Annotated in this window: 25 protein-coding genes and 1 tRNA gene; 4 read left to right on the forward strand and 22 right to left on the reverse strand. The window is 40.2% G+C overall.

Features of this window, described 5'->3' with window-relative positions; genetic code table 11:
* Position 1 precedes the first annotated feature (1 nt).
* From INP95_RS00955 to INP95_RS01015, 13 genes are all read right to left on the reverse strand, one after another.
* A complete protein-coding gene (locus INP95_RS00955) occupies positions 2-856 on the reverse strand; it encodes a Dam family site-specific DNA-(adenine-N6)-methyltransferase (protein WP_070590219.1) in 855 nt (284 codons plus the stop codon).
* 14 nt (positions 857-870) lie between these two features.
* Positions 871-1,959 (reverse strand): 3-dehydroquinate synthase, encoded by a 1,089-nt coding sequence (gene aroB, locus INP95_RS00960; protein ID WP_197560718.1) that lies wholly within the window; start codon positions 1,957-1,959, stop codon positions 871-873.
* A gap of 9 nt (positions 1,960-1,968) precedes the next feature.
* Positions 1,969-2,511, reverse strand: coding sequence for a shikimate kinase AroK (aroK, locus tag INP95_RS00965; RefSeq protein WP_005699620.1), 543 nt, complete (start codon positions 2,509-2,511; stop codon positions 1,969-1,971).
* A gap of 308 nt (positions 2,512-2,819) precedes the next feature.
* A complete protein-coding gene (locus INP95_RS00970) occupies positions 2,820-4,487 on the reverse strand; it encodes an anaerobic C4-dicarboxylate transporter (protein WP_005699616.1) in 1,668 nt (555 codons plus the stop codon).
* Between the two features lie 278 nt (positions 4,488-4,765).
* Positions 4,766-4,996, reverse strand: a complete 231-nt coding sequence (gene acpP / locus INP95_RS00975; RefSeq protein ID WP_005544465.1) for an acyl carrier protein — start codon at positions 4,994-4,996, stop codon at positions 4,766-4,768.
* A 218-nt stretch (positions 4,997-5,214) separates the two neighbouring features.
* Positions 5,215-5,943 (reverse strand): 3-oxoacyl-ACP reductase FabG, encoded by a 729-nt coding sequence (gene fabG / locus INP95_RS00980; protein WP_005695317.1) that lies wholly within the window; start codon positions 5,941-5,943, stop codon positions 5,215-5,217.
* A gap of 13 nt (positions 5,944-5,956) precedes the next feature.
* Positions 5,957-6,895, reverse strand: coding sequence for an ACP S-malonyltransferase (fabD, locus tag INP95_RS00985; protein ID WP_005699605.1), 939 nt, complete (start codon positions 6,893-6,895; stop codon positions 5,957-5,959).
* Positions 6,896-6,987: 92 nt separating this feature from the next.
* Positions 6,988-7,938: a beta-ketoacyl-ACP synthase III gene (locus INP95_RS00990; protein ID WP_070590666.1), complete on the reverse strand. Its 951-nt coding sequence runs from the start codon at positions 7,936-7,938 to the stop codon at positions 6,988-6,990.
* Positions 7,939-7,956: 18 nt separating this feature from the next.
* Positions 7,957-8,976 (reverse strand): phosphate acyltransferase PlsX, encoded by a 1,020-nt coding sequence (gene plsX / locus INP95_RS00995; RefSeq protein ID WP_070590205.1) that lies wholly within the window; start codon positions 8,974-8,976, stop codon positions 7,957-7,959.
* Positions 8,977-8,997: 21 nt separating this feature from the next.
* Positions 8,998-9,168, reverse strand: a complete 171-nt coding sequence (gene rpmF, locus INP95_RS01000; RefSeq protein WP_005544470.1) for a 50S ribosomal protein L32 — start codon at positions 9,166-9,168, stop codon at positions 8,998-9,000.
* A gap of 22 nt (positions 9,169-9,190) precedes the next feature.
* Positions 9,191-9,715 carry a 23S rRNA accumulation protein YceD gene (gene yceD / locus INP95_RS01005; RefSeq protein WP_049357999.1) on the reverse strand — a complete coding sequence of 175 codons (525 nt, stop codon included), beginning with the start codon at positions 9,713-9,715 and terminating at the stop codon, positions 9,191-9,193.
* Between the two features lie 133 nt (positions 9,716-9,848).
* On the reverse strand, positions 9,849-11,693 hold the full coding sequence (locus INP95_RS01010; protein ID WP_049383913.1) for an ABC transporter ATP-binding protein: 1,845 nt from the start codon (positions 11,691-11,693) through the stop codon (positions 9,849-9,851).
* Between the two features lie 75 nt (positions 11,694-11,768).
* Positions 11,769-12,659, reverse strand: a complete 891-nt coding sequence (locus INP95_RS01015) for a cupin domain-containing protein (protein ID WP_049383917.1) — start codon at positions 12,657-12,659, stop codon at positions 11,769-11,771.
* Between the two features lie 103 nt (positions 12,660-12,762).
* On the opposite strand from INP95_RS01015, the gene INP95_RS01020 reads away from it, so the two are divergent.
* The gene (locus INP95_RS01020) at positions 12,763-13,107 is read left to right on the forward strand and encodes a carboxymuconolactone decarboxylase family protein (RefSeq protein ID WP_005698020.1); all 345 of its coding nucleotides are present in this window, start codon (positions 12,763-12,765) and stop codon (positions 13,105-13,107) included.
* A 71-nt stretch (positions 13,108-13,178) separates the two neighbouring features.
* Here INP95_RS01020 and INP95_RS01025 read toward each other — a convergent pair whose 3' ends face one another.
* Positions 13,179-14,234, reverse strand: coding sequence for a glycosyltransferase family 9 protein (locus INP95_RS01025; protein ID WP_197560719.1), 1,056 nt, complete (start codon positions 14,232-14,234; stop codon positions 13,179-13,181).
* 77 nt (positions 14,235-14,311) lie between these two features.
* On the opposite strand from INP95_RS01025, the gene INP95_RS01030 reads away from it, so the two are divergent.
* Entirely contained in the window at positions 14,312-15,046 is a 735-nt protein-coding gene (locus INP95_RS01030) for a 3-deoxy-D-manno-octulosonic acid kinase (protein ID WP_197560720.1), read from the forward strand.
* A 42-nt stretch (positions 15,047-15,088) separates the two neighbouring features.
* Here INP95_RS01030 and INP95_RS01035 read toward each other — a convergent pair.
* The 8 genes from INP95_RS01035 to glyQ all read right to left on the reverse strand — a co-directional run bounded on the left by INP95_RS01035 (position 15,089) and on the right by glyQ (position 21,570).
* Positions 15,089-15,165 (reverse strand) — tRNA-Ile (locus INP95_RS01035).
* 89 nt (positions 15,166-15,254) lie between these two features.
* On the reverse strand, positions 15,255-17,321 hold the full coding sequence (glyS, locus tag INP95_RS01040) for a glycine--tRNA ligase subunit beta (protein WP_197560721.1): 2,067 nt from the start codon (positions 17,319-17,321) through the stop codon (positions 15,255-15,257).
* A 281-nt stretch (positions 17,322-17,602) separates the two neighbouring features.
* Complete coding sequence (locus INP95_RS01045; protein ID WP_049369793.1) at positions 17,603-17,968, reverse strand: endonuclease domain-containing protein; 366 nt, start codon at positions 17,966-17,968, stop codon at positions 17,603-17,605.
* Between the two features lie 5 nt (positions 17,969-17,973).
* The gene (locus tag INP95_RS01050) at positions 17,974-19,239 is read right to left on the reverse strand and encodes a histidine-type phosphatase (protein WP_197560722.1); all 1,266 of its coding nucleotides are present in this window, start codon (positions 19,237-19,239) and stop codon (positions 17,974-17,976) included.
* Between the two features lie 9 nt (positions 19,240-19,248).
* The gene (locus INP95_RS01055) at positions 19,249-19,695 is read right to left on the reverse strand and encodes a hypothetical protein (RefSeq protein ID WP_049384805.1); all 447 of its coding nucleotides are present in this window, start codon (positions 19,693-19,695) and stop codon (positions 19,249-19,251) included.
* 4 nt (positions 19,696-19,699) lie between these two features.
* Complete coding sequence (locus tag INP95_RS01060; protein ID WP_049380690.1) at positions 19,700-19,957, reverse strand: hypothetical protein; 258 nt, start codon at positions 19,955-19,957, stop codon at positions 19,700-19,702.
* On the reverse strand, positions 19,957-20,607 hold the full coding sequence (locus INP95_RS01065) for an FABP family protein (RefSeq protein WP_049384806.1): 651 nt from the start codon (positions 20,605-20,607) through the stop codon (positions 19,957-19,959). Before INP95_RS01065 ends, INP95_RS01060 begins: the two co-directional genes overlap by 1 nt.
* Positions 20,608-20,661: 54 nt before the next feature.
* A complete protein-coding gene (gene glyQ / locus INP95_RS01070; RefSeq protein ID WP_005695296.1) occupies positions 20,662-21,570 on the reverse strand; it encodes a glycine--tRNA ligase subunit alpha in 909 nt (302 codons plus the stop codon).
* A gap of 227 nt (positions 21,571-21,797) precedes the next feature.
* On the opposite strand from glyQ, the gene INP95_RS01075 reads away from it, so the two are divergent.
* The gene (locus INP95_RS01075; RefSeq protein ID WP_070590181.1) at positions 21,798-23,720 is read left to right on the forward strand and encodes a TonB-dependent receptor plug domain-containing protein; all 1,923 of its coding nucleotides are present in this window, start codon (positions 21,798-21,800) and stop codon (positions 23,718-23,720) included.
* 73 nt (positions 23,721-23,793) lie between these two features.
* Positions 23,794-24,579, forward strand: a complete 786-nt coding sequence (locus INP95_RS01080) for a substrate-binding domain-containing protein (protein WP_070590176.1) — start codon at positions 23,794-23,796, stop codon at positions 24,577-24,579.
* The last annotated feature ends 228 nt before the right edge of the window (positions 24,580-24,807 follow it).

Raw genomic sequence — 24,807 nt, forward strand, 5'->3', positions numbered from 1 at the left:
ACTAACCTTTAAAGATAGCGATTAATTCTTTTACTTTAACTCGTTTTTCTGAGGATTGACTGATCGAGCGCTGTACTTTAACGCGTTTAAATTTTGCCCCTTTATAAATCTCACGCGTAAATTTCGTATCGTGGTTAGAAATCACAACAGAAATTTGCTTTTCTTTTTGCGCTTTTTTGGCGCATTCTGCTAAATTCTTTTGATGTTCAAGGCCAAAAGCATTCCCTGCATATCCAGTAAAATTAGTATCTTGCGGAAGCGGTGCATAAGGCGGATCACAATAGATCACGCTGTGTTTATCCGCTAATTCAAAGGTCTGTTGAAAATCAGCGCATAAAAAGACCGCACTTTGTGCTTTATGGGCGAAATAGCGCAATTCATCTTCAGGGAAATAATGGGTTTTATAAGCGCCAAAGGGCACATTAAACTCATTTTTACTGTTATAACGGCACAATCCATTAAATCCAAAACGGTTCAAATAAAGGAACAACACGGAGCGATCGAAAGGATCAGTTGATTGATTAAAAGCATCTCGTTGTGCGTAATAATACTCGGCTGTATTCGCATTTTCAGCGAAGAAAATTGGCTTACAAGCCTCAATATAGGCATCCACATTTTCTTTGACGATATTAAACAAGTTAATTAAATCAGGATTAATATCCGCCAAAATATAACGTTCAAAATGGGAATTTAAAAAAACAGCGCCCGCGCCAACAAAGGGTTCAATCAAACACTGTTTTCTTTTTGGGAAGACTCGGTTGAGATCGTCCGTTAAACGAAATTTACCGCCCGCCCATTTTAAAAACGGGCGGTGTTTAATTCGAGGTTTCGTTTTGTTATTTTTTGGACGCAACATGAGAGCAATGACAGTTAGTCATGTTGTGTGCAACGCTCAATCGCGTTTAGCACAAGAGATTTGTCAGTATCAGTCGCCACATAGGCTTGTCCAAGCTCTTTTAGCAACACAAGCCGCAATTTGCCTGCTAGCACTTTTTTATCACGCATCATGTGCGGTAAATAATCGTCTGGCTGCATGGTATCAGGCGAAACAGTCGGCAAATTAGCACGCGCTAAAAGTTTTTCTAAACGTGCGACATCTTCAAAAGAAAGATCGCCTAATTGTTCAGATAACACCGCTGCCATCATAGTTCCAGCTGCAACAGCTTCACCATGTAACCAGTTTCCATAGCCTAAATGTGTTTCGATCGCATGACCAAAAGTATGACCGAGATTTAATAATGCACGATCGCCTTTTTCAGTTTCATCGCGCGCAACAACATCGGCTTTGATTTGACAACAACGCGCAATGCAATGCTGCAGTGAATGTTGATTTAATGCGACTAATTCATCAATATGTGCTTCAAGCCATTCGAAAAAGGCATAATCTAAAATCGCCCCATATTTAATGACTTCCGCAAGTCCCGCATTCACTTCACGTTTTGGCAAGGTATTGAGTGTAAGCGTGTCAATAATCACCGTAGAAGGTTGATAAAACGCGCCAATCATATTTTTGCCTAACTCATGATTAACGGCGGTTTTGCCACCAACAGAAGAATCCACTTGAGCCAATAATGTAGTAGGAATTTGAATGAAACGCACACCACGCTGATAACTTGCAGCCGCAAAACCTGCTACATCACCAATCACGCCACCACCTAATGCAATAATCGTAGTATCTCGCCCATGATTATGCTTTAAAAGTGCGGTAAAAATGAGGTTTAAAGACTCGAGCGTTTTATATTTTTCGCCATCAGGCAATAATACCGATTCAACCTGACAACCTATTTTTTCTAACGTTTCTGTAACAGGCTCAAGATAATATTGTGCGACAGTTGGATTAGTCACGATCATCACTTTATCCCCTTTCTTCAGCGGGTAACAGGTTTCATCTTTAAGTAAACCTTCCCCAATATAAATAGGATAACGACGTTCTTTTAATTCAACATTTACGCACAACATTTTAAATCCTTAGAGTGAACCGTTTAAGCCGTTTAGATTGTCAATTAAATCAACAATTTGATTAACCATTACTTTGGCATTTTGCTCATCTGTTGGCAAAGTAATATCTGCAATTTCTTCGTATAACGGATTGCGTACTTTAGCTAAATCTTCCAACACTTGGCGTGGGTTATCTGTTCCTTGTAATAAAGGACGTTTTTTATCACGTTGCGTACGTTGATATTGTTTATCTACTGAGGTTTCTAAATAAATCACAATACCACGAGCAGAAAGATAATTACGATTCTCTTTTGACATCACTGCTCCCCCACCAGTGGAAAGCACAACGCCTTGTAATTGGGTTAATTCATTGATAATTCGCTCTTCACGCTTACGAAAACCTTCTTCGCCTTCTAAATCAAAAATCCAGCTAATGTCTGCTCCCGCACGTTCCTCAATTACTGCATCTGAATCGACAAAGTCCATATTCAATTGTTGCGCAAGCTGACGGCCAATGGTGCTTTTACCTGCGCCCATTGGACCTACTAAAAAAATATTACGTTTTTCAGCCATTGTTATTCTTCTAACTTACTTAAATAATGTTCAATTTAATCTTTCCTAATAAAAACTGGCCACCTGAAAAAATGGTAGCCCGAAAGATCACCCAAAAAATAATGAGGATTATCGCAATAAATCCCCCTATGTTTCAACCTTTAGCAGGAATTTATTTTAAGAAGAGCAAAAGTGCGGTCAGTTTTAGGAATGTTTATGAATGATAAAGTCAAATGTAGCATTGAGATAAAACATCCTAAAATTTAACCGCACTTTACAAACAAAAAAGGCTATTCAAACGAATAGCCTTTTCTTTTATCTGTTAGTTATTATAGATAACCAAACAAGCTTGTGAAAATGTAACCAAAGATACATGAAGTGATTACACCGATTAAGCCCGGTAAAATAAAGCTGTGGTTAATTACAAACTTACCAATGTGGGTTGTGCCTGAACGGTCGAATTGGATTGCCGCAAGGTCACTTGGGTAAGTTGGTAAAATGTAGTAACCGTAACAAGCTGAAGCAAAGGCTAATATAACAGCTGGATCAACGCCGATACCTAAAGCTAATGGAACGAATGCAACCAATGCTGCCGCTTGTGAGTTTACGAATTTAGAAATTAATAACAACATCACGGCGTAAGTCCAAGGATGTGCTTTTACCACATCACCAAGTGCTGCTTTCATCATTGGAGTGTGAACGGTAAACATGGTTTCTGCCATCCAAGAAATCCCGAATACAGCCACTAATGCAATCATACCTGAACGGAAAATTTCATTTTTACTGATTTTACCCGCATCAGTTTTAGTAAAGATAACAATTAATGCACCCGCTAATAACATGAAGATTTGAATAACGTGAACCATACTTAAATTCACTTTTTTCTTCGCAGTGTCTTTTAATACGATTGCAGCGTTATCGATAGTTTCAGTTTTATCACCCGCAGTGATGACAACATTGTTATCTTGAGCGGTAATTGTTTGAGCGACTTCACCTTTATCGTTATAAATTGCAACGTTATTGTAGGCTGTTTGTGTTTTCGCTTTGCTGTCTTTAACATCAAGCACTAATGTACCATCTTTTGCTAATGCAACAATTTTACCGTCTTTAACATTGAAAGATTTCACTGCTTTATCGGCAGAAACAATTTCAACTACTTGAGCTGGTGCTGATTTTTCAAAGGCTGGGCGTAAATCTTTAAAGTAACCTAATACCGCTACCACTAAAATTGCACCAAAGAAGATCCACATCGCATTCCAGCTAGATTGTGGTAATTTTTTATCTAATAATGATGTGCTATCACCATAAACATATTTTTTGAATTCTGGATCTTTTAATTTCTCTTGGAATTCTGGGTCTTTATCTAAATCTTTACCGCGGAACCAGCTGAAAATACCGATAGCCAATACACCGCAAAGGGTTGAAGGCACGGTAATTTTTAATAAATCTAAATAACCATCAAAACCTGCTAATGGTGTTTTAGCATTCACTAAGAATGTGGTTAAAGTCACTACTGCCACAGAAACAGGTGACGCAATGATACCCATTTGAGAAGCAATTGAGCTTGCTGCCATTGGACGTTCAGGACGAATATCATTTTTGATCGCAATATCATAAATGATTGGTAACATGGTATAAACCACGTGACCTGTACCACATAAAATAGTTAAGAAACAAGTTACAAATGGTGCCAAAATACTGACATATTTCGGGTTACGACGAAGCATTTTCTCCGCGATTTGTAACATGACATCTAAACCACCACTGGCTTGTAATGTTGCCGATGTCACTACCACCGCAAGGATAGTTAGCATTACATCGATAGCTGGCTTACCTGGTTCAATACCAAAGCCGAAAACAAGAACAATTAAGCCTACCCCACCAAGCATACCCAGTGCGATACCACCTTTTTTTGCCCCGTAAAACAAACAGATAAGAACAATAACAAGCTGAATAGCAAACTGGCTACCTTCACCTAGGTTCATTAGAAAATCCATAAGATACTCCGAATCATTTTATGGTTAATTAGAAAAAATTTTGATCGAATACTAGCATCAAAATTAACTCATAATAAGTACTTTTAAGGTAAATCTTGTTTTAAATCAAAAAATAAAGGGACTTAATAATAAAAGCAAATCTGAGAAAGATTAAAAAAGGAAAGTGCGGTCAGAAATTTAAGAGATTTAGATATATTTTTTTATTTGAAGATAAAGAATGTAGAAAAGAAATTTAAAGAAAAAAATTAGGCGACCTAAAAGATCGCCCAACTTAAAAATTACTGATTGTTTTGAACGTAGTCAATCGCAGATTGAACAGTTGTGATTTTTTCAGCTTCTTCATCAGGAATTTCGATATCGAATTCTTCTTCTAAAGCCATTACTAATTCAACTGTATCTAAAGAGTCCGCACCTAAATCTTCAACGAAAGAAGCTTCTGGTTTTACGTCTTCTTCTTTAACACCTAATTGTTCAACGATGATTTTTTTCACGCGTTCTTCAATACTCATTTGTTTTTCCTATTGTTGTTTTAACTCATTTAAGAGCGGTTAGTGTATGCATTTTTGATAAAGTTGCAACTATTTCTTAGGTGGTCGCACCACAAAAAAACAGGCAATGTAAAAACACATACAGAGAAAAAGTTACATTGCGATTGGGATTTTATCATTAACTAAACTGCTTTGCTATATGTTATAGACAAAATCACTCATATATCCCCATGAAAGGGTTAGCTCATATATAAGCCACCATTCACATGTAATGTGGTACCGGTAATATAAGCCGCATCGTCAGAAGCTAAAAACGCTACCGCTTTTGCGATATCTTTTGGCTCACCTAAACGACCGGCTGGGACATTACCAAGAATACCCGCTTTTTGTTCTTCAGTAAGCACTTCTGTCATATCTGTTGCGATAAAGCCTGGCGCCACAACGTTTACAGTAATACCACGTGATGCCACTTCTTTTGCTAAGCCTTTAGAAAAACCAATTAAGCCGGCTTTTGCGGCACAGTAGTTAGATTGACCAGGGTTACCCATTGAGCCCACCACTGAACCGATAGTAATGATACGACCGAAACGTTTTTTCATCATTGAGCGTAACATTGCTTTAGAAAGATGGAATACAGAAGTTAAGTTAGTTTGCATAATATCGAACCATTCTTCATCTTTCATACGCATCAATAAGTTATCACGGGTGATACCTGCGTTATTCACAAGAATATCAATATCACCAAATTGTTCTTTAATTTGTTCTAATACGGCATCAATGCTTTCTTTGTCTGCCACATTTAATACTAAACCTTTCCCTTTATCGCCAAGGTAAGCTGAAATTGTATCAGCACCTTTTTCAGAGGTTGCGGTACCAATTACAAATGCACCTTTTGATGCTAATTCTTCTGCAATTGCGCGGCCAATACCACGTGTTGCACCTGTCACTAATGCGATTTTATTTTGCATTTTTAATCCCCTTTTATGCTAATAATGCTTCAACAGCATCTAATGATGCTGCATCATTTACTGATGTTGCTTGTAATTCTGCCACGATACGTTTTGTTAAACCGTTTAATACTTTACCTGGGCCGATTTCAACTAAAACTTCTACGCCATCTTGCGCCATTTTCTCAACGGTTTCAGTCCAACGAACTGGGCTATATAACTGACGAATAAGTGCGGTACGAATTTCTGCACTTTCTGTTTCCGCTTTGACATCCACGTTGTTTAATACTGGTGTTGCTGGCGCATTAAGCGTAATGCCTTCAAGTGTTACGGCCAATTGTTCTGCTGCTGGTTTCATTAATGCACAATGTGAAGGCACGCTTACCGCTAATGGTAAAGCACGTTTTGCACCCGCTTCTTTACATAATGCTGCTGCACGTTCTACCGCTTCTTTCGCTCCAGCAATGACTACTTGACCTGGTGAGTTAAAGTTTACCGCAGATACCACTTCGCCTTGCTCGGCTTGTTTACATGCATTGATAATCGCTTCATTATCTAAGCCAATAATCGCATACATTGCACCAGTACCTTCTGGTACTGCTTGTTGCATTAATTTACCGCGTAATTCCACTAATTTAATCGCATCTTTAAAATCAATGACACCTGCACAAACTAATGCTGAATATTCACCTAAACTGTGGCCAGCCATCACGCTTGGTTGTAATTGTGGGTATTTTTCTTGCCATACACGGAAGATCGCAACGGATGCCGCTAATAATGCCGGCTGAGTTTGCCAAGTTTTATTCAATTCTTCTGCCGGACCTTGTTGAACCAAGTTCCATAAATCATAGCCAAGCGCTTCTGATGCTTGTTTAAACGTCTCAGTGACTACCGGATATTCGTTAGCAAGATCAGCTAACATACCAACAGCTTGAGAACCTTGTCCTGGAAAAACCATTGCGAATTTTTTCATGTTTTCTTCCTATTTCTTCATCGTTTAAATGTTGAAAGTGCGGTCAAATTTAACCGCACTTTTAAAATTCTGTCGGGATTCTAACAAAATAATTAGAATCGCACCAATGCTGAACCCCAAGTCCAACCACCGCCAAAAGCTTCGAGTAAAAGCAATTGACCGCGTTGAATTCGGCCATCACGCACCGCCTCATCTAAAGCTGTTGGTACAGTCGCCGCACTGGTATTGGCTGTACGATCAAGCGTTACCACCACTTGCGACATATCCATCTCTAATTTTTTTGCTGTCGCCGTGATAATACGTAAATTTGCTTGATGCGGCACAAGCCAGTCGATATCTGTTTTTTGGAGATTATTAGCAGAAAGGGTTTCTTCCACCACATTAGAAAGCTCGCGCACCGCTAATTTAAAGGTTTCATTACCTTGCATTTCAATATAGCCCGACTTCTCCACGCCACGTTCTGCTTGTGGAAGTTGCAATGCCGCATTGTTATCTGGCGATGCATGTAAATGCGTTGAAATAATGCCTTCTTGCTCTGATGCTTCTAAGATCACCGCACCTGCACCATCACCAAACAACACAACAGTACTACGATCAGTTTCGTCTAATTTACGCGAGTTAAGATCCGCACCAATAACAAGAGCTTTTTTCACGCTGCCTGAACGAATAAATTTATCCGCTACGCCTAAAGCATAAACAAAACCGGTACAAGCCGCTGCTAAATCAAAAGAAATCGCATCTTCAATGCCTAATAAACCTTGAACTTGACAAGCTGAACTTGGATAAGCGTGAGAACCACTGGTTGTCGCAACGATAATCAACTCAATTTCTTGAGGATCAAGATTGGCCATTTCAAGTGCTTTTTTAGCTGCTTCACATCCCATTGTTGCGACAGTTTCATCTGTTGCAGCAATACGACGTTCACGAATGCCAGAACGCGTCACGATCCATTCATCTGAAGTATCAACCATTTTTTCCAAATCCGCATTGGTACGAATATGGCTCGGCAAATAGCTACCGGTGGATAAAATTCTACTATTCATCATATCAAAACTTATTAATTAATAACGTTGTAAACCCGCCAAGATTTTTTGTGGAATTTGCAAACGAGCTTGTAAAGCTGCATCTGCAATTGCACGAGCAAATGCATCCACATTTGCGCCGCCATGACTTTTCACCACAACAGCCGTTAATCCGAGTAAAGATGCCCCATTATATTCATCTGGGTTAATGCGTTTCAAGCGATGATAAGCATCCTTAAAGAAAAAACGCAGAATAAATTTGGCAAATGATTTAAAAATAGGCTGTTTTTCTTTTCCTTTCAGAAGGGATAACAGATTCTTAGCTGCCCCTTCAAGGGTTTTTAATGCAATATTTCCCGAAAACCCATCACTCACGATCACATCAGCCACACCATTTAATAAAAAGTTACCTTCAATAAAGCCGGTATAATTAAGAGCGGTCGATTTTTCTAATAAATTCGCGGCTTCACGAATGGATTGATGTCCTTTAATTTCTTCCACACCAATATTGAGTAAGGCAATACGTGGATAAACTAAGTTCAATCGGTTTTCGGCAAAGATCGAGCCCATGACGGCAAATTCATAAAGATTTTGAGCAGAGCATTCTACGTTTGCGCCTAAATCTAACATCACGGTTTTATCACCCGTCATCGACGGTAATAAGGATACCAACGCTGGGCGTTGAATTCCTTCTAAAGGCTGTAAGAGTACCTTTGACAATCCCATCAATGCGCCCGTATTTCCTGCGCTCACACAACCTTGTGCCTCTCCTTTCTGAACCATTTCAATCGCTAAACGCATCGACGTGCCTTTGCTATGACGCAATGCATGAGAAATACCTTGATTGTTATCAATAGTCTTAGTGCAATGATGAATTTGAATACGTTCTAAAAGAGAAGAAGGTGCATTTTCCAGTAAAGGGGAAATTTGTTGGCTATTGCCAAACAGCACTAAAGAGAGCATTGGATCTGCTTCCAACGCTGAAAGAGATGCGGGGATAGTAATACGGGGACCAATGTCCCCGCCCATCACATCTAACGCTAAGGTTAGACGGTTCAAGTGAATACCTTATAAGTAAAATTACTTATTGATCACTTTGCGACCACGGTAGTAACCGTCAGCAGTTACGTGGTGGCGTAAGTGAGTTTCACCGCTTGCTTTATCCACTGATACTGCAGCAGTAGTTAATGCATCGTGTGAACGACGCATATCACGACGTGAACGAGATTTTTTGTTTTGTTGAACAGCCATTGGCTATACTCCTAAATTTAATTTACTTTTGCTTTAAATTAGCTAATACAGCGAACGGGTTCGGTTTTTTTGCCAATTCTTCAGGCAATTCGCCAAAAACCTGTTCGTGCGCGGACACTTCACAGTGTTCAGATGAATGCATTGGAACAAGCGGTAGAGCTAAAATAAGTTCGTCTTCCACTGCACCAAGTAAATCTATTTCACCAAACTCATTAAATTCGATTGGCTCATAAATTTCCGGCAAGTCATCAGCCTGATCCCAATTAGCCACCGGACTATACATAAAATGACATTCCAATGTTTGTTTGAATGGTTCGCCACAACGTTGACAGTCTAATTCGACATCAACTTGTACTTGCCCTTTCATCACCACTAATTTTTGTGGATCAATATAAAACGATAATGTTACCTGTGCATCGCTGAGCACTTTCCCCGTAGATTCAGCTAAACGCACTAACTGACTAGCGGTATAATAACCATCATAATCAATTCTTTGTTGAGCGTCTTTAACCGGATCAACGGTTAGGGGTAGTTTTACCTTTTGCATAGGGTGCGAATATTACCTGTTGTCAATAAAATAGTCAAAGGAAATTCGCACTAATTATGAGAAAAGTTCAATCTCTATCTAAACTCTCTCAAGATTTACACCTTTGCAAAGTGCGGTCATTTTTTCCTGTGTTTTACTCAGCATGCTCACTCAAGAAGCCGCCACTTTGATGTTTCCAAAGGCGAGCATAAAGGCCATTTTGTTCAAGCAATTCTGCATGAGTCCCTTGCTCGACAATTTGCCCTTTATCTAACACGATTAAACGATCCATTGCTGCAATAGTGGATAAACGGTGAGCGATGGCAATAACCGTTTTATTTTCCATCATCTTGTCGAGACTTTCCTGGATCGCCACTTCCACTTCGGAGTCTAGCGCACTGGTCGCTTCATCCAACAGTAAAATTGGCGCATCTTTTAACATGACACGCGCAATCGCAATACGTTGGCGTTGGCCACCTGACAGTTTCACCCCACGTTCACCAACATGAGCATCATAGCCTTTTCTACCTTGCGCATCGCTGAGATAAGGGATGAAATCAGCTGCTTCCGCACGTTTAGCCGCATTGAGCATTTCTTCATCGGTCGCTGTTGGGCGACCATAAATGATGTTATCGCGAACAGAACGGTGTAAAAGCGAGGTATCTTGTGTTACAAGACCAATCTGACTACGAAGGCTTTCTTGGCTTACATCTAAAACATTTTGACCATCAATGGTAATTGAACCTTCTTGCGCTTCGTAGAAACGTAGAAGTAAATTCACAATGGTTGATTTGCCCGCACCAGAACGACCAATTAAGCCCACTTTTTCACCCGGTTTGATGGTGAGATTAAAATGGTTAAGTAACGGTTTATTCGGATCATAGGCAAACGAAACATTATTAAATTTGATCTCACCTTGTTTTACTTCTAATGCAACACAATTTGGCTTATCAACAATGGTATGCGGTTTGGTTAGTGTTGCCATACCATCATTCACTGTCCCGATATTTTCAAATAAACGAGCTGATTCCCACATAATCCAACGAGAAAGACCATTTACACGTAACGCCATCGCGGTTGCTGTAGCTACTGCTCCCACACCGACTTGACCGTTTTGCCACAACACCACGCCTAAAATCGCGGTGCTTAACGTTAAGAAAATATTGGTTGCATAAGTTAAGGTATCTAATGAACTCCCCAAACGCATCTGTGCATGCACGGTGACCATAAATTCTTCCATGGAACGTTTTGCATAATTGGCTTCTCTAGCATCATGTGAAAATAGTTTTACCGTTGCAATATTTGAGTAAGCATCTGTAATACGCCCTGTCATTAAAGATCGCGCATCAGCTTGTCGTTGTGCAGTTTTCGCTAAACGAGGAATAAGCAAACGTAAAATAGTCAAAAATGCCACAATCCATAAGAAAAACGGCACTAAAAACCAGGTATCTAAAGCCGCAAGCACTAAGCCGGAGGTGATAAAATATACGGCAACATACACCAGCATATCCGCAATGGTCATGACGGTATCACGCACCGCAAGCGCAGTTTGCATCACTTTCGCCGATACACGACCTGCAAATTCATCTTGGTAGAAACTTAAGCTTTGCCCCAGCATCAAACGGTGGAAATTCCAACGCAAACGCATTGGGAATACCCCTTGTAACGTTTGTAAGCGTACATTCACGCCCACAAATGACCATACAATACTGAAAATGAGCAAAGCTGCCATACCGGCAAGCAAATGCCCTTTTTCTTGCCAAAGTGTGGTTGGTGAATAAGCGCCGAGCCAATCTACTAATAATCCCATAAATTGGAAAAGTAAGGCTTCCATCACCCCAGTACCGACCGTCAATACCGCGAGTAAAAAGATCCAGCCCTTCATGCCATCAATGCTTGACCAAATAAAACGGAACAAGCCTTTTTCAGGCGTCGTTGGATTGCTTTCCGGATAAGGATTTAAACGGTTTTCAAACCATGAAAATATTTTATTAAACATAATAATACCCTAAAAATACAAGGCGACAGTGCCGCCTAAAGTGCGGTCATTATAGCGTAAGTTTTGAACGATGGGCTACGCTTTACGAAACTGACTCGGTGAAAGCCCATAAATTGCCTTAAATGCTTTACTAAAATGTGCTTCTGATTGATACCCCACTTCAAGGGTGATTGCCAAAATAGTCTTTTGCGTATTTTTCAATAAAACAGCCGCCATTTCTAACCGCACTTGTGTGAGAAATTTTCCTGGTGGCATCCCGAGTTGCTGTTGAAATATCCGCATAAACGTTGCACGAGACATAGATGCCAACTCGGCTAATTGCTCAATATTCCAATCTAATTGAGGTGAAAACAGGATTTTTTCAAGGACTTGATTCAGTCTTTTATCCTGCAACGCGGCTAATAAACCCTGATTGAGTAAACCTATTTGCTGAGCATGACGCAAAATATAAATAAACAACACATTTGATAGCGCGTCTATCACGGATTTTGTGCCTTGCTCCGGTTTCTCAGCTTCTTGTAAAAAAAGTGAAACCAAAGGCTGCACAGGCGTATTTTGTAGCGAAAGATGTAAATGATCAGGTAACGAATCAATTAATAAAGACGGTTTTTGATAATAAAACGTCCCACAAAACATCTTCAGATCAGGCGTACCTGCTCCTATTTGATGGACATTAAAAAGTGCGTTTGATTGCTCTCTCTGTAGGCTATTCTCTCTTTTTTGTTGAGAACTGCCCAAAAAGTGTGGTCGATTTTGAGGGAGAAAAAAGAGATCGCCTTTTTTTAAATGAAATTGTTTTCCCGTCAAGGTTACCCAACACTCACCTTGCTCGATTAAATGAAATAAACCTTGATATTCCGCTGCATCAGGCTGATTTTCAACTTGCCAATCCCCTTGAAACAAGCAGCGAATATTGATTTCCCCGCGCACTTGTGCCAGTTGCGTTAATTTATCTAAATAATCCATCATGAGATTTTCCGTCTAAAAGTTAAGACAATTTGACAAGTATCATACGCTAATCTGCTTATAATTTCTCTCGAAATTTGTACTAAATTTAAGGAGAAAAACAATGTTTGCAGATTGGAAAAATGATGTAGCACACGTTAAAAAATCATTCGGTGCATTAGGTAAAAAATACCCAAAAATGTTACAAGCTTACGGCGCATTAGGTGCGGCTGCAGCAGAAGGTAACGTATTAGATGCCAAAACCCGTGAATTAATTGCATTAGCGGTTGCCGTAACAACTCGTTGTGAAAGCTGCATTGGCGTGCATGCTGATGAAGCTGTGAAAGCAGGTGCAACTGAAGAAGAAGTGGCAGCAGCATTAGCGATGTCTATCGCATTAAATGCAGGTGCAGCTTACACCTATTCTCTTCGTGCATTAGAAGCTTACAACGCACAAAAAGGCGAATAATTCGCAAGGAACTTTATGATTCTTTTAGCCCTCATTTGAGGGCTTTTTTTATCTCTAAAATTGACCGCACTTTAAAATAAATTCAATGCTCTCATCTGAGCCACTACTTGATCTACCTGAATTTCAGCCATTAAATTTTTGCCTTTTAATTTTGTCGCCCAAGGCAATTCACTTGAAGGTTTTCCTTGTTCTTTTTGCACATTTTCTTCATATACTGACACCACATTATCCAAATTATGATAAGGCGCGGTGCGCAATGGATTGTGATAGGCATACAATCCAATGACAGGTGTTCCTTGCGTGGTAGCGATATGAGCTGGACCAGAATCAGGCGAGATGACTAAATTTGCTTGATGAATTAATGCAGCAAGTTGTTTCAAACTGGTTTTTCCAGATGCATCAACCGGTTCAAAATCACAAAGTGCGATAATTTTTTTCACCATTTCTAATTCGCGTTTTGCTGGCGAGCTACAAAAAATCACATTCACATGATGTTGATGAGCAATATTTGCCACTTCCGCATAACGCTCTACCAACCAATCTTTCTCGGCTTTACTAGAACAAGGGGAAATAATCAGATTTTTACGTGTAGGATCAATGAACTGTTTGGCATATTCTCGATCTGAATCAGAAATTGCCAATTGCCAAGAAAGCATTTCTGCTGGTGGTACACCAAGATAATCTGCAAAAGCCATGAAGCCGTCTAGCACATGAGGCGTTTTCGGATCTTGAACTCGACGATTCACAAACAACCACTGTCCTTCTCGAGAACGTTTTTTGCCAAACCCAATTTTATATTTCGCTTGAATACCAAGAGAAATAATCGAAGCACGAAATGCTGTCTGCATATTCAAAAGCGCATCAAATTGATTGTTTTTCAAAAACATCCATAAATTCCACACGCCTTTCCAACCGCTCTTTTTATCGTAAGGGACAAGCTCCACGCCTTCAATGCCAGAAAGAAGGCCCATTTCTGTTTTTCCCACAATCCACGTTAATTTTGTTTGCGGCCAATAACGTTGAATATGTTGTACCACCGCAAGTGCATGGCAAACATCACCCACCGCAGACAAACGCAAAATACAAAGTGATTTAGGGGGAGAGGTAAAAAGTGGAGAATGGGACATTTGAGTTCCTCGCGCATTTAATTTCCGTCTATTTTAAAGTAGAATGAGAGCATTTTCTATTATTCGGTTCAACTAAAATGCTTGAATTCCAACAAGATAATCAATTCTTTCTTTTTAATCTCACAGAAAAACCAACAGAGCCCGCTTCATTTTTTGAATCAGCTTTTTGGGAAAAACAACAACGTATTATCGGTTCAGCCAAAGGACGCGGCACAACCTATTTCCTGAATACAAAAGATCTGTTTGGTGTAAACACTGCCCTCCGTCATTATTATCGCGGTGGTTTATGGGGAAAATTCAACAACGATCGCTATCGTTTTCAATCATTGACTGAAACTCGCAGCGTGGCGGAATTTCAGCTTTTAAATCAACTCCATCAAGCAGGTGTAGCCGTACCCAAACCGATTGCTGCACGTGTTAAAAAAGGCAAACTAGGAATTTGCTACCAAGCGGATATCTTGAGTGAAAAGATCGAAAATGCCCAGGATCTGACCGCACTTTTACAAACACAGCAACTGCCGAATGACATCTGGCAAGCCATTGGTAAATTAATTCGTCAGCTGCATGATTTACAAATTTGCCATACGGATCTCAATGCCCATAATATTCTCGTTCAACAACTCGGAAATGAACAAAAATGTTGGCTCATTGATTTCGATAAGTGCAGTCAAAAATCAGGCGATTTTTGGAAACAAAGCAACCTAGAAAGATTACACCGCTCTTTTGTCAAAGAAGTCGGCAGAATGAATATTCAATTCAATGAAGAAAACTGGGCTGAGTTATTGAAAGGTTATAACACCCCAAACGCCTAAGAAAGGACAATAAAAAAGACCGCCTAATGCGATCTCAATAGATGGTCCCCCTTGCCGGACTTGAACCAGCGACCAAGCGATTATGAGTCGCCTGCTCTAACCGACTGAGCTAAAGGGGGAAAGTGCGGGTGATTATAGAGAAATAATCCGTTGAAGTCTATATACAAAAGGATGGTCGTTTGAAAATTGACCATCCTTTTTAGATCTATTATTGCAATACCGAAATATCCGCCACTTGTAAGAACAGGCCTTGTAACGTGTTTAAAATCGCTAAGCGGTTTTGGCGTAATGCTGGATCTTCAGCATTTACCATTACGTTATCAAAGAAACTGTCTACCGGTGCACGTAAGTTCGCTAATTTATCTAATACTGCGGTGTAATCGCCTTGTGCTATAAGCGGTTGTACTTCAGTGCGTAATGCAAGTACGGCTTCAGCAAGGGCTTTTTCTGCTGGCTCTACACAAGCGGTCAAATTGATCTCGCCAATTGCAGCATCCGCTTTCGCTAAGATATTGCTTACACGTTTGTTTGCTGCTGCTAACGCTTCCGCTGAATCTAAAGTACGGAAGTGTGAAACCGCACGCACGCGCGCATCAAAATCAGCAGGACGAGTTGGACGACGCGCCAATACCGCTTGAATCACATCCACTGCAATGCCTTCATCTTGATACCATGCACGGAAACGACCGAGCATGAAGTCCACTACATCAGCAACCACGTTTTGATTCGTGAGTTTATCACCGAAAAGTGCGGCTGATTTTGTCACTAAATCTTCTAAATCAAGTGGTAAGTTTTTTTCTACGATAATACGTAATGCACCTAATGCCGCACGACGCAATGCAAATGGGTCTGCGCTGCCTTTTGGCGCTTGGCCGATACCGAAGATACCCGTTAGGGTGTCAAATTTATCCGCTAAAGCGACCGCACTTGCAACGAGTGATTTAGGTAATTCATCCCCTGCAAAACGTGGCATATATTGTTCGTTTAATGCCACTGCGACTTCTTCATCTTCACCGTCATGACGAGCATAATGCATCCCCATTACACCTTGCGTATCGGTAAATTCAAACACCATGTTGGTCATTAAGTCACATTTTGATAGTAAACCCGCACGTTTTGCTTTTACTTCGTCTGCACCGATTTGTTTTGCAATTTCACCTGCAAGTTGTTCAATACGGTCAGTTTTGTCTTTCAATGTACCGAGTTGTTGTTGGAACAATACGGTTTCTAAGCGTGGTAAACGATCAACCAGTTTTTGTTTTAAGTCGGTTTTGAAGAAGAATTCCGCATCGGTTAAACGTGGGCGAACCACTTTTTCATTCCCTTCGATAATCGCGGTTGGATCTTCTGGATTGATGTTCGATACAAAAATAAAGTGCGGTAATAATTTGCCGTCTTTGTCATAAATTGGGAAATATTTTTGGTCACCTTTCATAGTGTAAACCAACGCTTCCGCTGGCACCGCTAAGAAACGCTCTTCAAATTTTGCCGCTAAAACGTTTGGATATTCCACCAATGAGGTCACTTCTTCAAGCAAGCTTTCTTCAATGTCCGCCACGCCGCCAAGTGCGGTCGCTTTTGCTTGAGATTTTGCCAAAATTTCTGCTTTACGCTCATTAAAATCTGCTACTACAGAACCTTTTTCACGCAATAATTGTGGATATTGGTCGGCATGTTGAATTTCGAATTCTTTCTCGCCTAAGAAACGGTGACCGCGAATGGTGCGCGCACTTGCCACACCTAAAATTTCGCCTTCGATTAACTCATCACCTAACAACATCGTCACTGTGTGAACCGGACGGATAAATTGCACGGTTTTGTCTGCCCAACGCATTGGTTTTGGAATTGGCAATTTCGCCAACGCATTTGCCACAATGTCGTTAAGCAAGTTTTTGGTCGGCTGACCTTCAATTTTTGCACGGTGAACAAGCCATTCACCTTTATCAGTTGCAATGCGTTCTGCTTGTTCAACAGTAATGCCACAACCACGCGCCCAGCCTTCTGCTGCTTTAGTTGGTTTACCTTCCGCATCAAAAGCGGCTGAGACTGCAGGACCGCGTTTTTCGATTTCTTTGCTTGGTTGCTGTGTGGCTAAGTTCAATACTTTCACCGCCAAACGACGCGGCGCCGCAAACCACTCGATTTTATCGAAGGTTACGCCAGCTTGGTTTAATTCCGCCTCAACGTTATCCGCAAAAGAGGTTGCTAATGTTTTGAGAGCTTTTGGTGGCAGCTCTTCTGTGCCGATTTCTACTAGGAAGTTTTGGGTTGTCATTTTGTTTCTCTTATTTAAAAATTCTGTAGATTTAAATTCTTATTTTCTTTGTTATTACCTCTGCCAAATCTCCCCTAACCCCTCTTTGCTAAAGAGGGGATTGGATCTTTGGAGGGTTAAATATTTATGTTCTACTTTAACGTTTTTTGAAAGCAGATAATTTAATCTCTATTGAAATTAAAATGTAAATGAGTCAGTTACTATCAATTTACTCAATAAATCCCCCTCTTTAGCAAAGAGGGGTTAGGGGAGATTTGGCAGAGGTTAATCCAACCTCATACTCAATCAGCCCTCACATTCTCCAAAAACAAATAAATCTGCTCTACTACACCTTCAATTTCACGCATGACTTCATCATTACTAAATCGCATCACCGTAAAACCAAGTGAATTTAATTCTGCATCTCGCAATGCGTCTTTTTCCTGATAATCAGGTTCATAGTGCTGACTACCATCTAATTCGATAATCAGCTTTGCTTTCGCACAATAAAAATCAACGATATAACTTAAAAGTGGCTTTTGTCGATTAAATCGAAATCCTAATAATTGATCTCGATTGATGCGTTGCCATAATTTTCTTTCCGCATCCGTTTGATCCACTCGCAATTTCTGCGAATTCTCTTTTAAGTATTTTTCATAGGGTTGCATGAACGCTATTTCTTACCGTTCTTAATACTCTCACTCAACACCTGTTGAAAACGTTCGTAATCACAGAAGCCCTTTTCATCTTTTTCACAGCCTTTGAGAGTTAAGGCGGTTTGGTTTGGTGGTGTTGATAAACTTAATGGCGTGATATTAATCAGCTGTTCAGTGGTTTGATAAACATAATCCAACTTAAATTTGAGCTTACCACTGGGTTTGTGTTTCCACACTTCAAATAGCAACTTGCCACCGATTGGGATATTTTCCAACGAATCATCCAACTCATAAGGCTCAACACCCAGTGCGGCAAGCAGAGCGACGATATTAGAATCGTGTCCAACCAACAAGTTAATTTTGTTTTCACTATTTAGCTGTTGCTGAATAAATGCCAATAGCGGGTATGATGCATTTTGTGCTAACGCTTCGTTATTTTTAAATAACGTGCGGTAATATTCATTTTTAATTTCGTTAATTGCACGCCATTTTTCTTGGCTATCCACACGACCATTTGCAATTTCTGAATCAGGCTTACCCACATAATGCGCGAGCAATAATGCACTGACAATTTTCTTCCCGGTGCTGATAGAGCCAGTAATCTTGACCGACTTACCGTCTTTAATACTGTATTCGCCAACTTTTCCACCTAAATCACACTCGCCTTTTTGCAAGCAGTTTGGTGAGTTTTTATAATCGATGATTTCACTCAATAGCGCATAATTTGGTGCTAATTTTTTCTGTAAAGCGGTTAAATCTACATTATTTTTTGCTGATTCGATCAAAGCTTTACTTGGATTGTGGACTTTTGTCGTAAAAATTGGATCTTTTTCTGAACCAATTTTACCGTGATGTTGCAGTTGAACATTACAGCCCGCAAATGCACCAGAAACAATCGCTTGCCCTGTTGCAATGGTGCGTTGCACACCATTTGCATAAGCAAAAATGCCTTCGCCCGATGCACAACGTTCTGTTGTTAGTAACCCTTTATCTGCAAGCCATTGACCTAAATACTGTCCGAAATAGGTTTCTAGCACCGTCCCTTTTGCCGTGAGATAGCCAGATGGTACATTCCATTTTGCCCATTCATAAGGGGAATATTTCGCCATTTCTTGCGGATCTTTTTCCACTGGTGAACGCAATCCGTGTCGGCTGAAAATCAATACTTTCTCTAATTCATAATCAGAACTTGAGGAAGTTTGACCATTTTCTGTTGCAAACACACTACTTGCTAAAGCTGAGCCAAGCAAAAGTGCGGTGAATTTTAGGGTTATTTTTTTCATATTCGAGATTTAATCATTTAATGTTGAAATTGAGCTATAAAAATTCAAGGCATATTTGGTGCCGTAAACTAACACCATAAATACTGCAACAATATTGACTACCGCAAAAAAGATTAGTTGTTTACTGTTGCTCTCCACCCAGAGCATTTTAAATAATGCGAGCGTACCAATATTTTCATCAAGTTCGCTCTCTCCGCCTAGTGTTCTTAAGGTTTTCAGCATCTTGCGTACAAAAGCGACGGTATTTATTGCCATGACGCTGAGTGCAATAAATCCTGAAGCCAAACTTAAAAACAGCACGAGCACATTACTCCACGCCCAATGTGTCCAATTCAGCTCAGAATACATAAATAATGCGAGTGATAAAAACAACACAGCGGGTGTTAAATTTCGCAAAAACATTAAATAGTCATCACCAATTCTAAATAAAAATTGCAAAAAACTGACTTTCTTCATTACTTTAAAAAATCTCTTTTAATTTGGATTCATCTAAAATAACACGGTCATCATCTAACAATAATGCCGGAAAGCCCGCATAGCCTTGTGCTTTTGCATCATCAAATGCGGCATGACGATCACGCAAACGCAACCATTGTTTCAAGTTTGGAATGGAAGATAATACTTCCACTGCCTCATAATCCACGCCCAAGCGTTTTAACTCTGCCACAAATGGCGCAGTATCAGGGCAATCTGCTGCATAATAAAGGATAGGTTTCATTATTCACCTCCTTGTTCTGCTGCCGCAGTTGGATTTAATTTCGGGTCAGCAATTTTCGTTAAACGGTTACGATCGCGATGTTCAAATGGTGCATCATAATTTGGAATAATCATGGTTGTGGTTTGATCATATGACCAAGTGCCATCATTATGGAATTTCACCGTCATTTCAAAACTTTCCGTGGTAAATGAACGCTCCAAGAACGGATTCGAAATGATGCCGTTTGTGAGTGAACCACGTACCGCTTTTACCGTAAACTCTTTCGCATCAGCCGGTGCATTACCGACCGCAATAAACGTTTGGCCACGTGGAATGCTGCCCGTTAATAAAATATTGCCTGTTTCAGGCTCCCATAACCAATAACCCACTTGGTCGTGGAAGGTTTCTACTTCACCTGGTTGTATAATATGGGCGTGGTAGCGCAATCCATAGTACAGTTGCGGACCATTGGTTTGCGCATCTGTTGGATGAGCTTCATAATGTTCGATATAAGGATCTTTTTCTGGCCCTTCTGCTTTCGGGTTGATATCCACACCACGCTTACCTTCCCAAACACCCGCTAATCTAGCCAATGGGCCTAAATTCGCGAGCGTATTAGGATCAGTTTCTGCTTCAGTATAAATATCATCTGGGTATTGAAAATCTTTCATCATTTTCTCCTTATATTGTTGGGTTGATGCTTAAAGTGCGGTTGTTTTTTCTCCTTATTTTTTACAACCAGGGAAACCTAAGGCTTCACGGCTAGCATAGTATGCTTCCGCCACACCTTTAGTTAATGCACGAATACGTAAAATATAGCGTTGACGCTCTGTAACCGAAATCGCTTTACGTGCATCTAACAAGTTGAAGCTGTGTGCTGCTTTTAAAATGCGTTCGTAAGCCGGTAATGGTAACGGACGTTCTAATTCTAATAAGCTTTTCGCTTCTTTTTCGTATTGATCAAAGCAGTAGAATAAGAAATCGGTATCCGCGTATTCAAAGTTGTAAGTTGATTGCTCGACTTCATTTTGATGGAATACATCACCGTAAGTGGTTTTACCAAGCGGGCCATCAGACCAAACTAAGTCATACACCGAATCCACGCCTTGAATGTACATAGCTAAACGCTCTAAACCGTAAGTTACTTCACCTGTTACCGGTTTACATTCTAAGCCACCTACTTGTTGGAAATAGGTAAATTGGGTGACTTCCATACCGTTTAACCATACTTCCCAACCTAAACCCCATGCACCTAAAGTTGGGTTTTCCCAGTTATCTTCCACGAAACGGATATCGTTTTGTGTTGGATCAAAACCGAGCATTTCAAGGGAACCTAAATAGAGTTCTTGAATGTTATCTGGAGACGGTTTAATCACCACTTGGAATTGGTAGTAATGTTGTAAACGGTTTGGGTTTTCGCCATAACGACCATCGGTCGGACGACGTGAAGGTTGCACATAAGCAAATGCCATCGGCTCTGGACCTAATGCGCGTAATGCAGTCATGGGGTGAGAAGTACCTGCGCCCACTTCCATATCAAAAGGTTGCACAACGGTACAGCCTTGATTTGCCCAATATTCTTGCAAGGCTAAAATCATACCTTGGAATGTTTTTACGTTGAATTTTGTACTCATAATTTATTTAATAACAATGTGATGAAAAATACAGGCATTATACTTGAAACTATAGGGCGGATAAAGGCGAAAAAGTGCAGTCAGAAAAATCCTTAAATTTTTTATTTCTCTTAAATTTCATTCATTTTCATGATGAGTTATTTTCATCATAATAGGTTTGCTTGCCAAGCCTCAAATGTGTAAACTGCTGGCGCTTTTATACAGACCTTTATCCTAGGGATTTTAAAATGAAAAAAAATGTGATTACTTCAGCGATTTTATTAGCGATTCCAGCATTAGCTGCGGCTGAAGACGTGGCAAAATTAGATGTGATTAACGTCTATTCTGCATCAGCCACCCCAACTAGCCTTCATCAAACAGCCTCATCTGTTACCGTTTTAACTGAAAAAGATTTTGCACAGCGTGGTGCAACTTATGTCAGTGATGTGTTGAAAACTGTGCCAAGTTTAGCCGTGAGCAAGTCGGGTGGTCGTGGCACATTAACCAATGTGTTTTTACGCGGTGCGGATGCAAACCACACTGCAGTGATTATTGATGGCGTGAAAGTGAACCCAGTTTCTGGTTATGGCTTTGATTTCGGTGGCTTAGCATTAAGCAATATTGACCGCATCGAAGTATTGCGCGGGGAGCAATCAGCTCTTTGGGGAAGTGATGCGATGGGTGGTGTGATTTATATCACCACGAAGAAAGGCTTAGAAAAAGGTAAAACCTTCAACGTCGATTACGATTTTGGCACAGGCTCTAATCGTACGGTAGATGGTTCATTAACCCTTTCAGGCTCAAATAACGGTTTCTATTATGCTTTACACGGCGACAGCCACCATACCAAAGGTATTTCAGCACTCAGCAAAAACCGATTTAACTATACCGCGCAAGATGGCACAGCGGTAAGTACCGGTGGTTCAAGCGAACGCGATAAATTCCACCGTGATAATGCTTCTCTTCGTTTCGGCTATGACGATAACCAAAAAGGTTTTGATTTCTTAACCTCTCACAGTAGCCAAACTGCTAACTTTGATAACAGTGCAACGGATGAAAAAGGCCACTACACTCGCACACGTGATACCTTATTCAAATTAAGCGGTTTCTTAGGTAATGATGATCAATTGCTTAAACATAAGGTTGGTGTAAGCCATCTCAAAACTGACAGCGATACCATTGGCTACACATCGGCTTACGATGCGAAAAAACTCAATGCGAACTATCAATTAGATGTCAATTTCGATCGTGAAGGCACACTCACACAAGGTTTAAGCTTCTTAACTGACTATCAAAAAACAGATTTCAACTCGTCTTATTTCAATAATGCAGGTAATAAGAAACTTGTTGAGAAAAGCTTAGCGGCTGAATATCGCTTATTGCACGATGCAGATCATAGTTTGAATATTAGTGGTCGTTACACTGATAGCTCTGAATATGAAAACTCATGGACTGGCCGTATCGCAGGCGCTTACCGTTTACACAATAACGTGAAAGCACACGCAAGTTTCGGTTCAGCGATTCAAAACCCGACGATCACTGAATATTACGGTTACAATGCGCGCTACATCGGCAACCCGAATTTACAACCTGAGAAAAGTTTAGGGGGCGATGTAGGCTTCTTATTTGAAACGGATGATAACCGTCATAGCCTTGATGTGACCTATTTCGCTCGTAATGTGAAAAATGCCATTAGCAGCGAAGTAATCAACTTCACCACTTATGCAAGCCGTGCCGTAAACCTTGAAGGTAAGAGCAAAGTGAAAGGTGTTGAAGTGGCTTATAACGGTAAAATCACCGATGCATTAACAGCTTATGCGAACTATACCTACACACAAACCCGAGATAGCAAAGGTGCTGAATTAGCACGTCGTCCAAAACATTTAGCGAATGCGGGCTTAGCATACCAAATCACTGAAAAGTTAGGTGCTGATGTGAATGTGTCTTATACCGGCAAACGCATGGATACCTACTATTCACCAACCTACAGCACGCATAAAGTAAAATTGCCATCTTACACCTTGGCAAACTTAGGCGTAAATTATAAAGTGACGGATAGCTTGACGATTTATGCAAACCTTAACAACGTATTCAATAAAAAATACGAAAACGTACTGGGCTACGGCCAAGAAGGACGTAATGTTTACGTTGGGTTAAAAGGATCGTTCTAATTCTTCCTTACCTATAAGGGCGTGCTTAGCACGCCTTTTTACATTCTTGATGGCGTAGCGTATCATTATCTATATGCAAAAAACTCGCTTAATTTTAATCGCACTTTTTCTTCCGTTTACCGCTCAGGCTTCGGAACAATTTGTCTCACTTACGCTTTGCAGTGACAGACTGCTTATCGAACTGGCTGAGCCTTCGCAAATTGCTGCACAGTCACCTTATTCGAAAAATCCGTTGATGATGTTAGACAAAATCAATACCAACAAACCTGTGCTGGAACCGCAATTAACGGAATTATTGCCCTATTTAGATAAAACTATTCTGATTAATGAAACTTTTTATCCCCAATTAGTCGCAGAGCTGAAAAAACTCGGTGTGAAGATTATCCCGATAAACGACAGCCCACAAACGCCAGATGAATTATTTGCGCTGATTCTAGAATTAGGCAAACAACTGGGTAATGAGCAAAAGGCGGCAGATTTAGTAACAAAACTCAAATCGCAAAACGTTCACTTAAATCGACCGCTTACCAATACGCTGATTTTATCGGAAACAGGTGTGGTAGAGAGTTACTATCCGCAATATCCTGTGCTGTTAAATTTACTCGGATTAACGCCACTAAAAACACCACTGACCGCACAAAATTTCTCGTTAGAAAAAGTGATTTTAAGTCAGCCAAATGTACTGATTTCTCTGACCGACAAACAAGGTTACAATGCACAAGCCGAATTGCTGCAACACCCTATGTTGCAAGATTTTTTCAAAAACCAACCGCTTGTCAGCATCCCAATGAAATATACTTATTGCTTTGATCACGGTGTGTGGCAAGGGGCGGAGAAGATTTATCAACAGTTAAAATAATGTAGCTGACAAATCTCCCCTAACCCCTCTTTGCTAAAGAGGGGAATTCCATTATTAAATTAACTCTAGATGGCATATTTATATGTCTTTATGTATAAATGATTAGAATAAAGCATCAGAATTATAAATCCCGACACTATAATCCCCCTCTTTAGCAAAGAGGGGTTAGGGGAGATTTGACAAAATAAAATTAACAAATGATATTTGGATTACATAGGAAATTGATCA

This window comes from Haemophilus parainfluenzae, assembly GCF_014931375.1.
Taxonomy (GTDB): domain Bacteria; phylum Pseudomonadota; class Gammaproteobacteria; order Enterobacterales; family Pasteurellaceae; genus Haemophilus_D.

Coding starts and splice junctions, on each gene's coding strand:
- fabG (WP_005695317.1), bottom strand. CDS start 5,943: ATGCAAAATAAAATCGCATTAGTGACAGGTGCAACACGTGGTATTGGC.
- INP95_RS01045 (WP_049369793.1), bottom strand. CDS start 17,968: ATGCAACCCTATGAAAAATACTTAAAAGAGAATTCGCAGAAATTGCGA.
- INP95_RS00990 (WP_070590666.1), bottom strand. CDS start 7,938: ATGAATAGTAGAATTTTATCCACCGGTAGCTATTTGCCGAGCCATATT.
- INP95_RS00970 (WP_005699616.1), bottom strand. CDS start 4,487: ATGGATTTTCTAATGAACCTAGGTGAAGGTAGCCAGTTTGCTATTCAG.
- acpP (WP_005544465.1), bottom strand. CDS start 4,996: ATGAGTATTGAAGAACGCGTGAAAAAAATCATCGTTGAACAATTAGGT.
- INP95_RS01025 (WP_197560719.1), bottom strand. CDS start 14,234: ATGTCCCATTCTCCACTTTTTACCTCTCCCCCTAAATCACTTTGTATT.
- aroK (WP_005699620.1), bottom strand. CDS start 2,511: ATGGCTGAAAAACGTAATATTTTTTTAGTAGGTCCAATGGGCGCAGGT.
- INP95_RS01075 (WP_070590181.1), top strand. CDS start 21,798: ATGAAAAAAAATGTGATTACTTCAGCGATTTTATTAGCGATTCCAGCA.
- INP95_RS01080 (WP_070590176.1), top strand. CDS start 23,794: ATGCAAAAAACTCGCTTAATTTTAATCGCACTTTTTCTTCCGTTTACC.
- INP95_RS01020 (WP_005698020.1), top strand. CDS start 12,763: ATGTTTGCAGATTGGAAAAATGATGTAGCACACGTTAAAAAATCATTC.
- aroB (WP_197560718.1), bottom strand. CDS start 1,959: ATGTTGTGCGTAAATGTTGAATTAAAAGAACGTCGTTATCCTATTTAT.
- INP95_RS01050 (WP_197560722.1), bottom strand. CDS start 19,239: ATGAAAAAAATAACCCTAAAATTCACCGCACTTTTGCTTGGCTCAGCT.
- INP95_RS01065 (WP_049384806.1), bottom strand. CDS start 20,607: ATGAAAGATTTTCAATACCCAGATGATATTTATACTGAAGCAGAAACT.
- INP95_RS01030 (WP_197560720.1), top strand. CDS start 14,312: ATGCTTGAATTCCAACAAGATAATCAATTCTTTCTTTTTAATCTCACA.
- yceD (WP_049357999.1), bottom strand. CDS start 9,715: ATGCAAAAGGTAAAACTACCCCTAACCGTTGATCCGGTTAAAGACGCT.
- glyQ (WP_005695296.1), bottom strand. CDS start 21,570: ATGAGTACAAAATTCAACGTAAAAACATTCCAAGGTATGATTTTAGCC.
- rpmF (WP_005544470.1), bottom strand. CDS start 9,168: ATGGCTGTTCAACAAAACAAAAAATCTCGTTCACGTCGTGATATGCGT.
- INP95_RS01015 (WP_049383917.1), bottom strand. CDS start 12,659: ATGGATTATTTAGATAAATTAACGCAACTGGCACAAGTGCGCGGGGAA.
- fabD (WP_005699605.1), bottom strand. CDS start 6,895: ATGAAAAAATTCGCAATGGTTTTTCCAGGACAAGGTTCTCAAGCTGTT.
- INP95_RS01010 (WP_049383913.1), bottom strand. CDS start 11,693: ATGTTTAATAAAATATTTTCATGGTTTGAAAACCGTTTAAATCCTTAT.
- glyS (WP_197560721.1), bottom strand. CDS start 17,321: ATGACAACCCAAAACTTCCTAGTAGAAATCGGCACAGAAGAGCTGCCA.
- INP95_RS00955 (WP_070590219.1), bottom strand. CDS start 856: ATGTTGCGTCCAAAAAATAACAAAACGAAACCTCGAATTAAACACCGC.
- INP95_RS01055 (WP_049384805.1), bottom strand. CDS start 19,695: ATGAAGAAAGTCAGTTTTTTGCAATTTTTATTTAGAATTGGTGATGAC.
- INP95_RS01060 (WP_049380690.1), bottom strand. CDS start 19,957: ATGAAACCTATCCTTTATTATGCAGCAGATTGCCCTGATACTGCGCCA.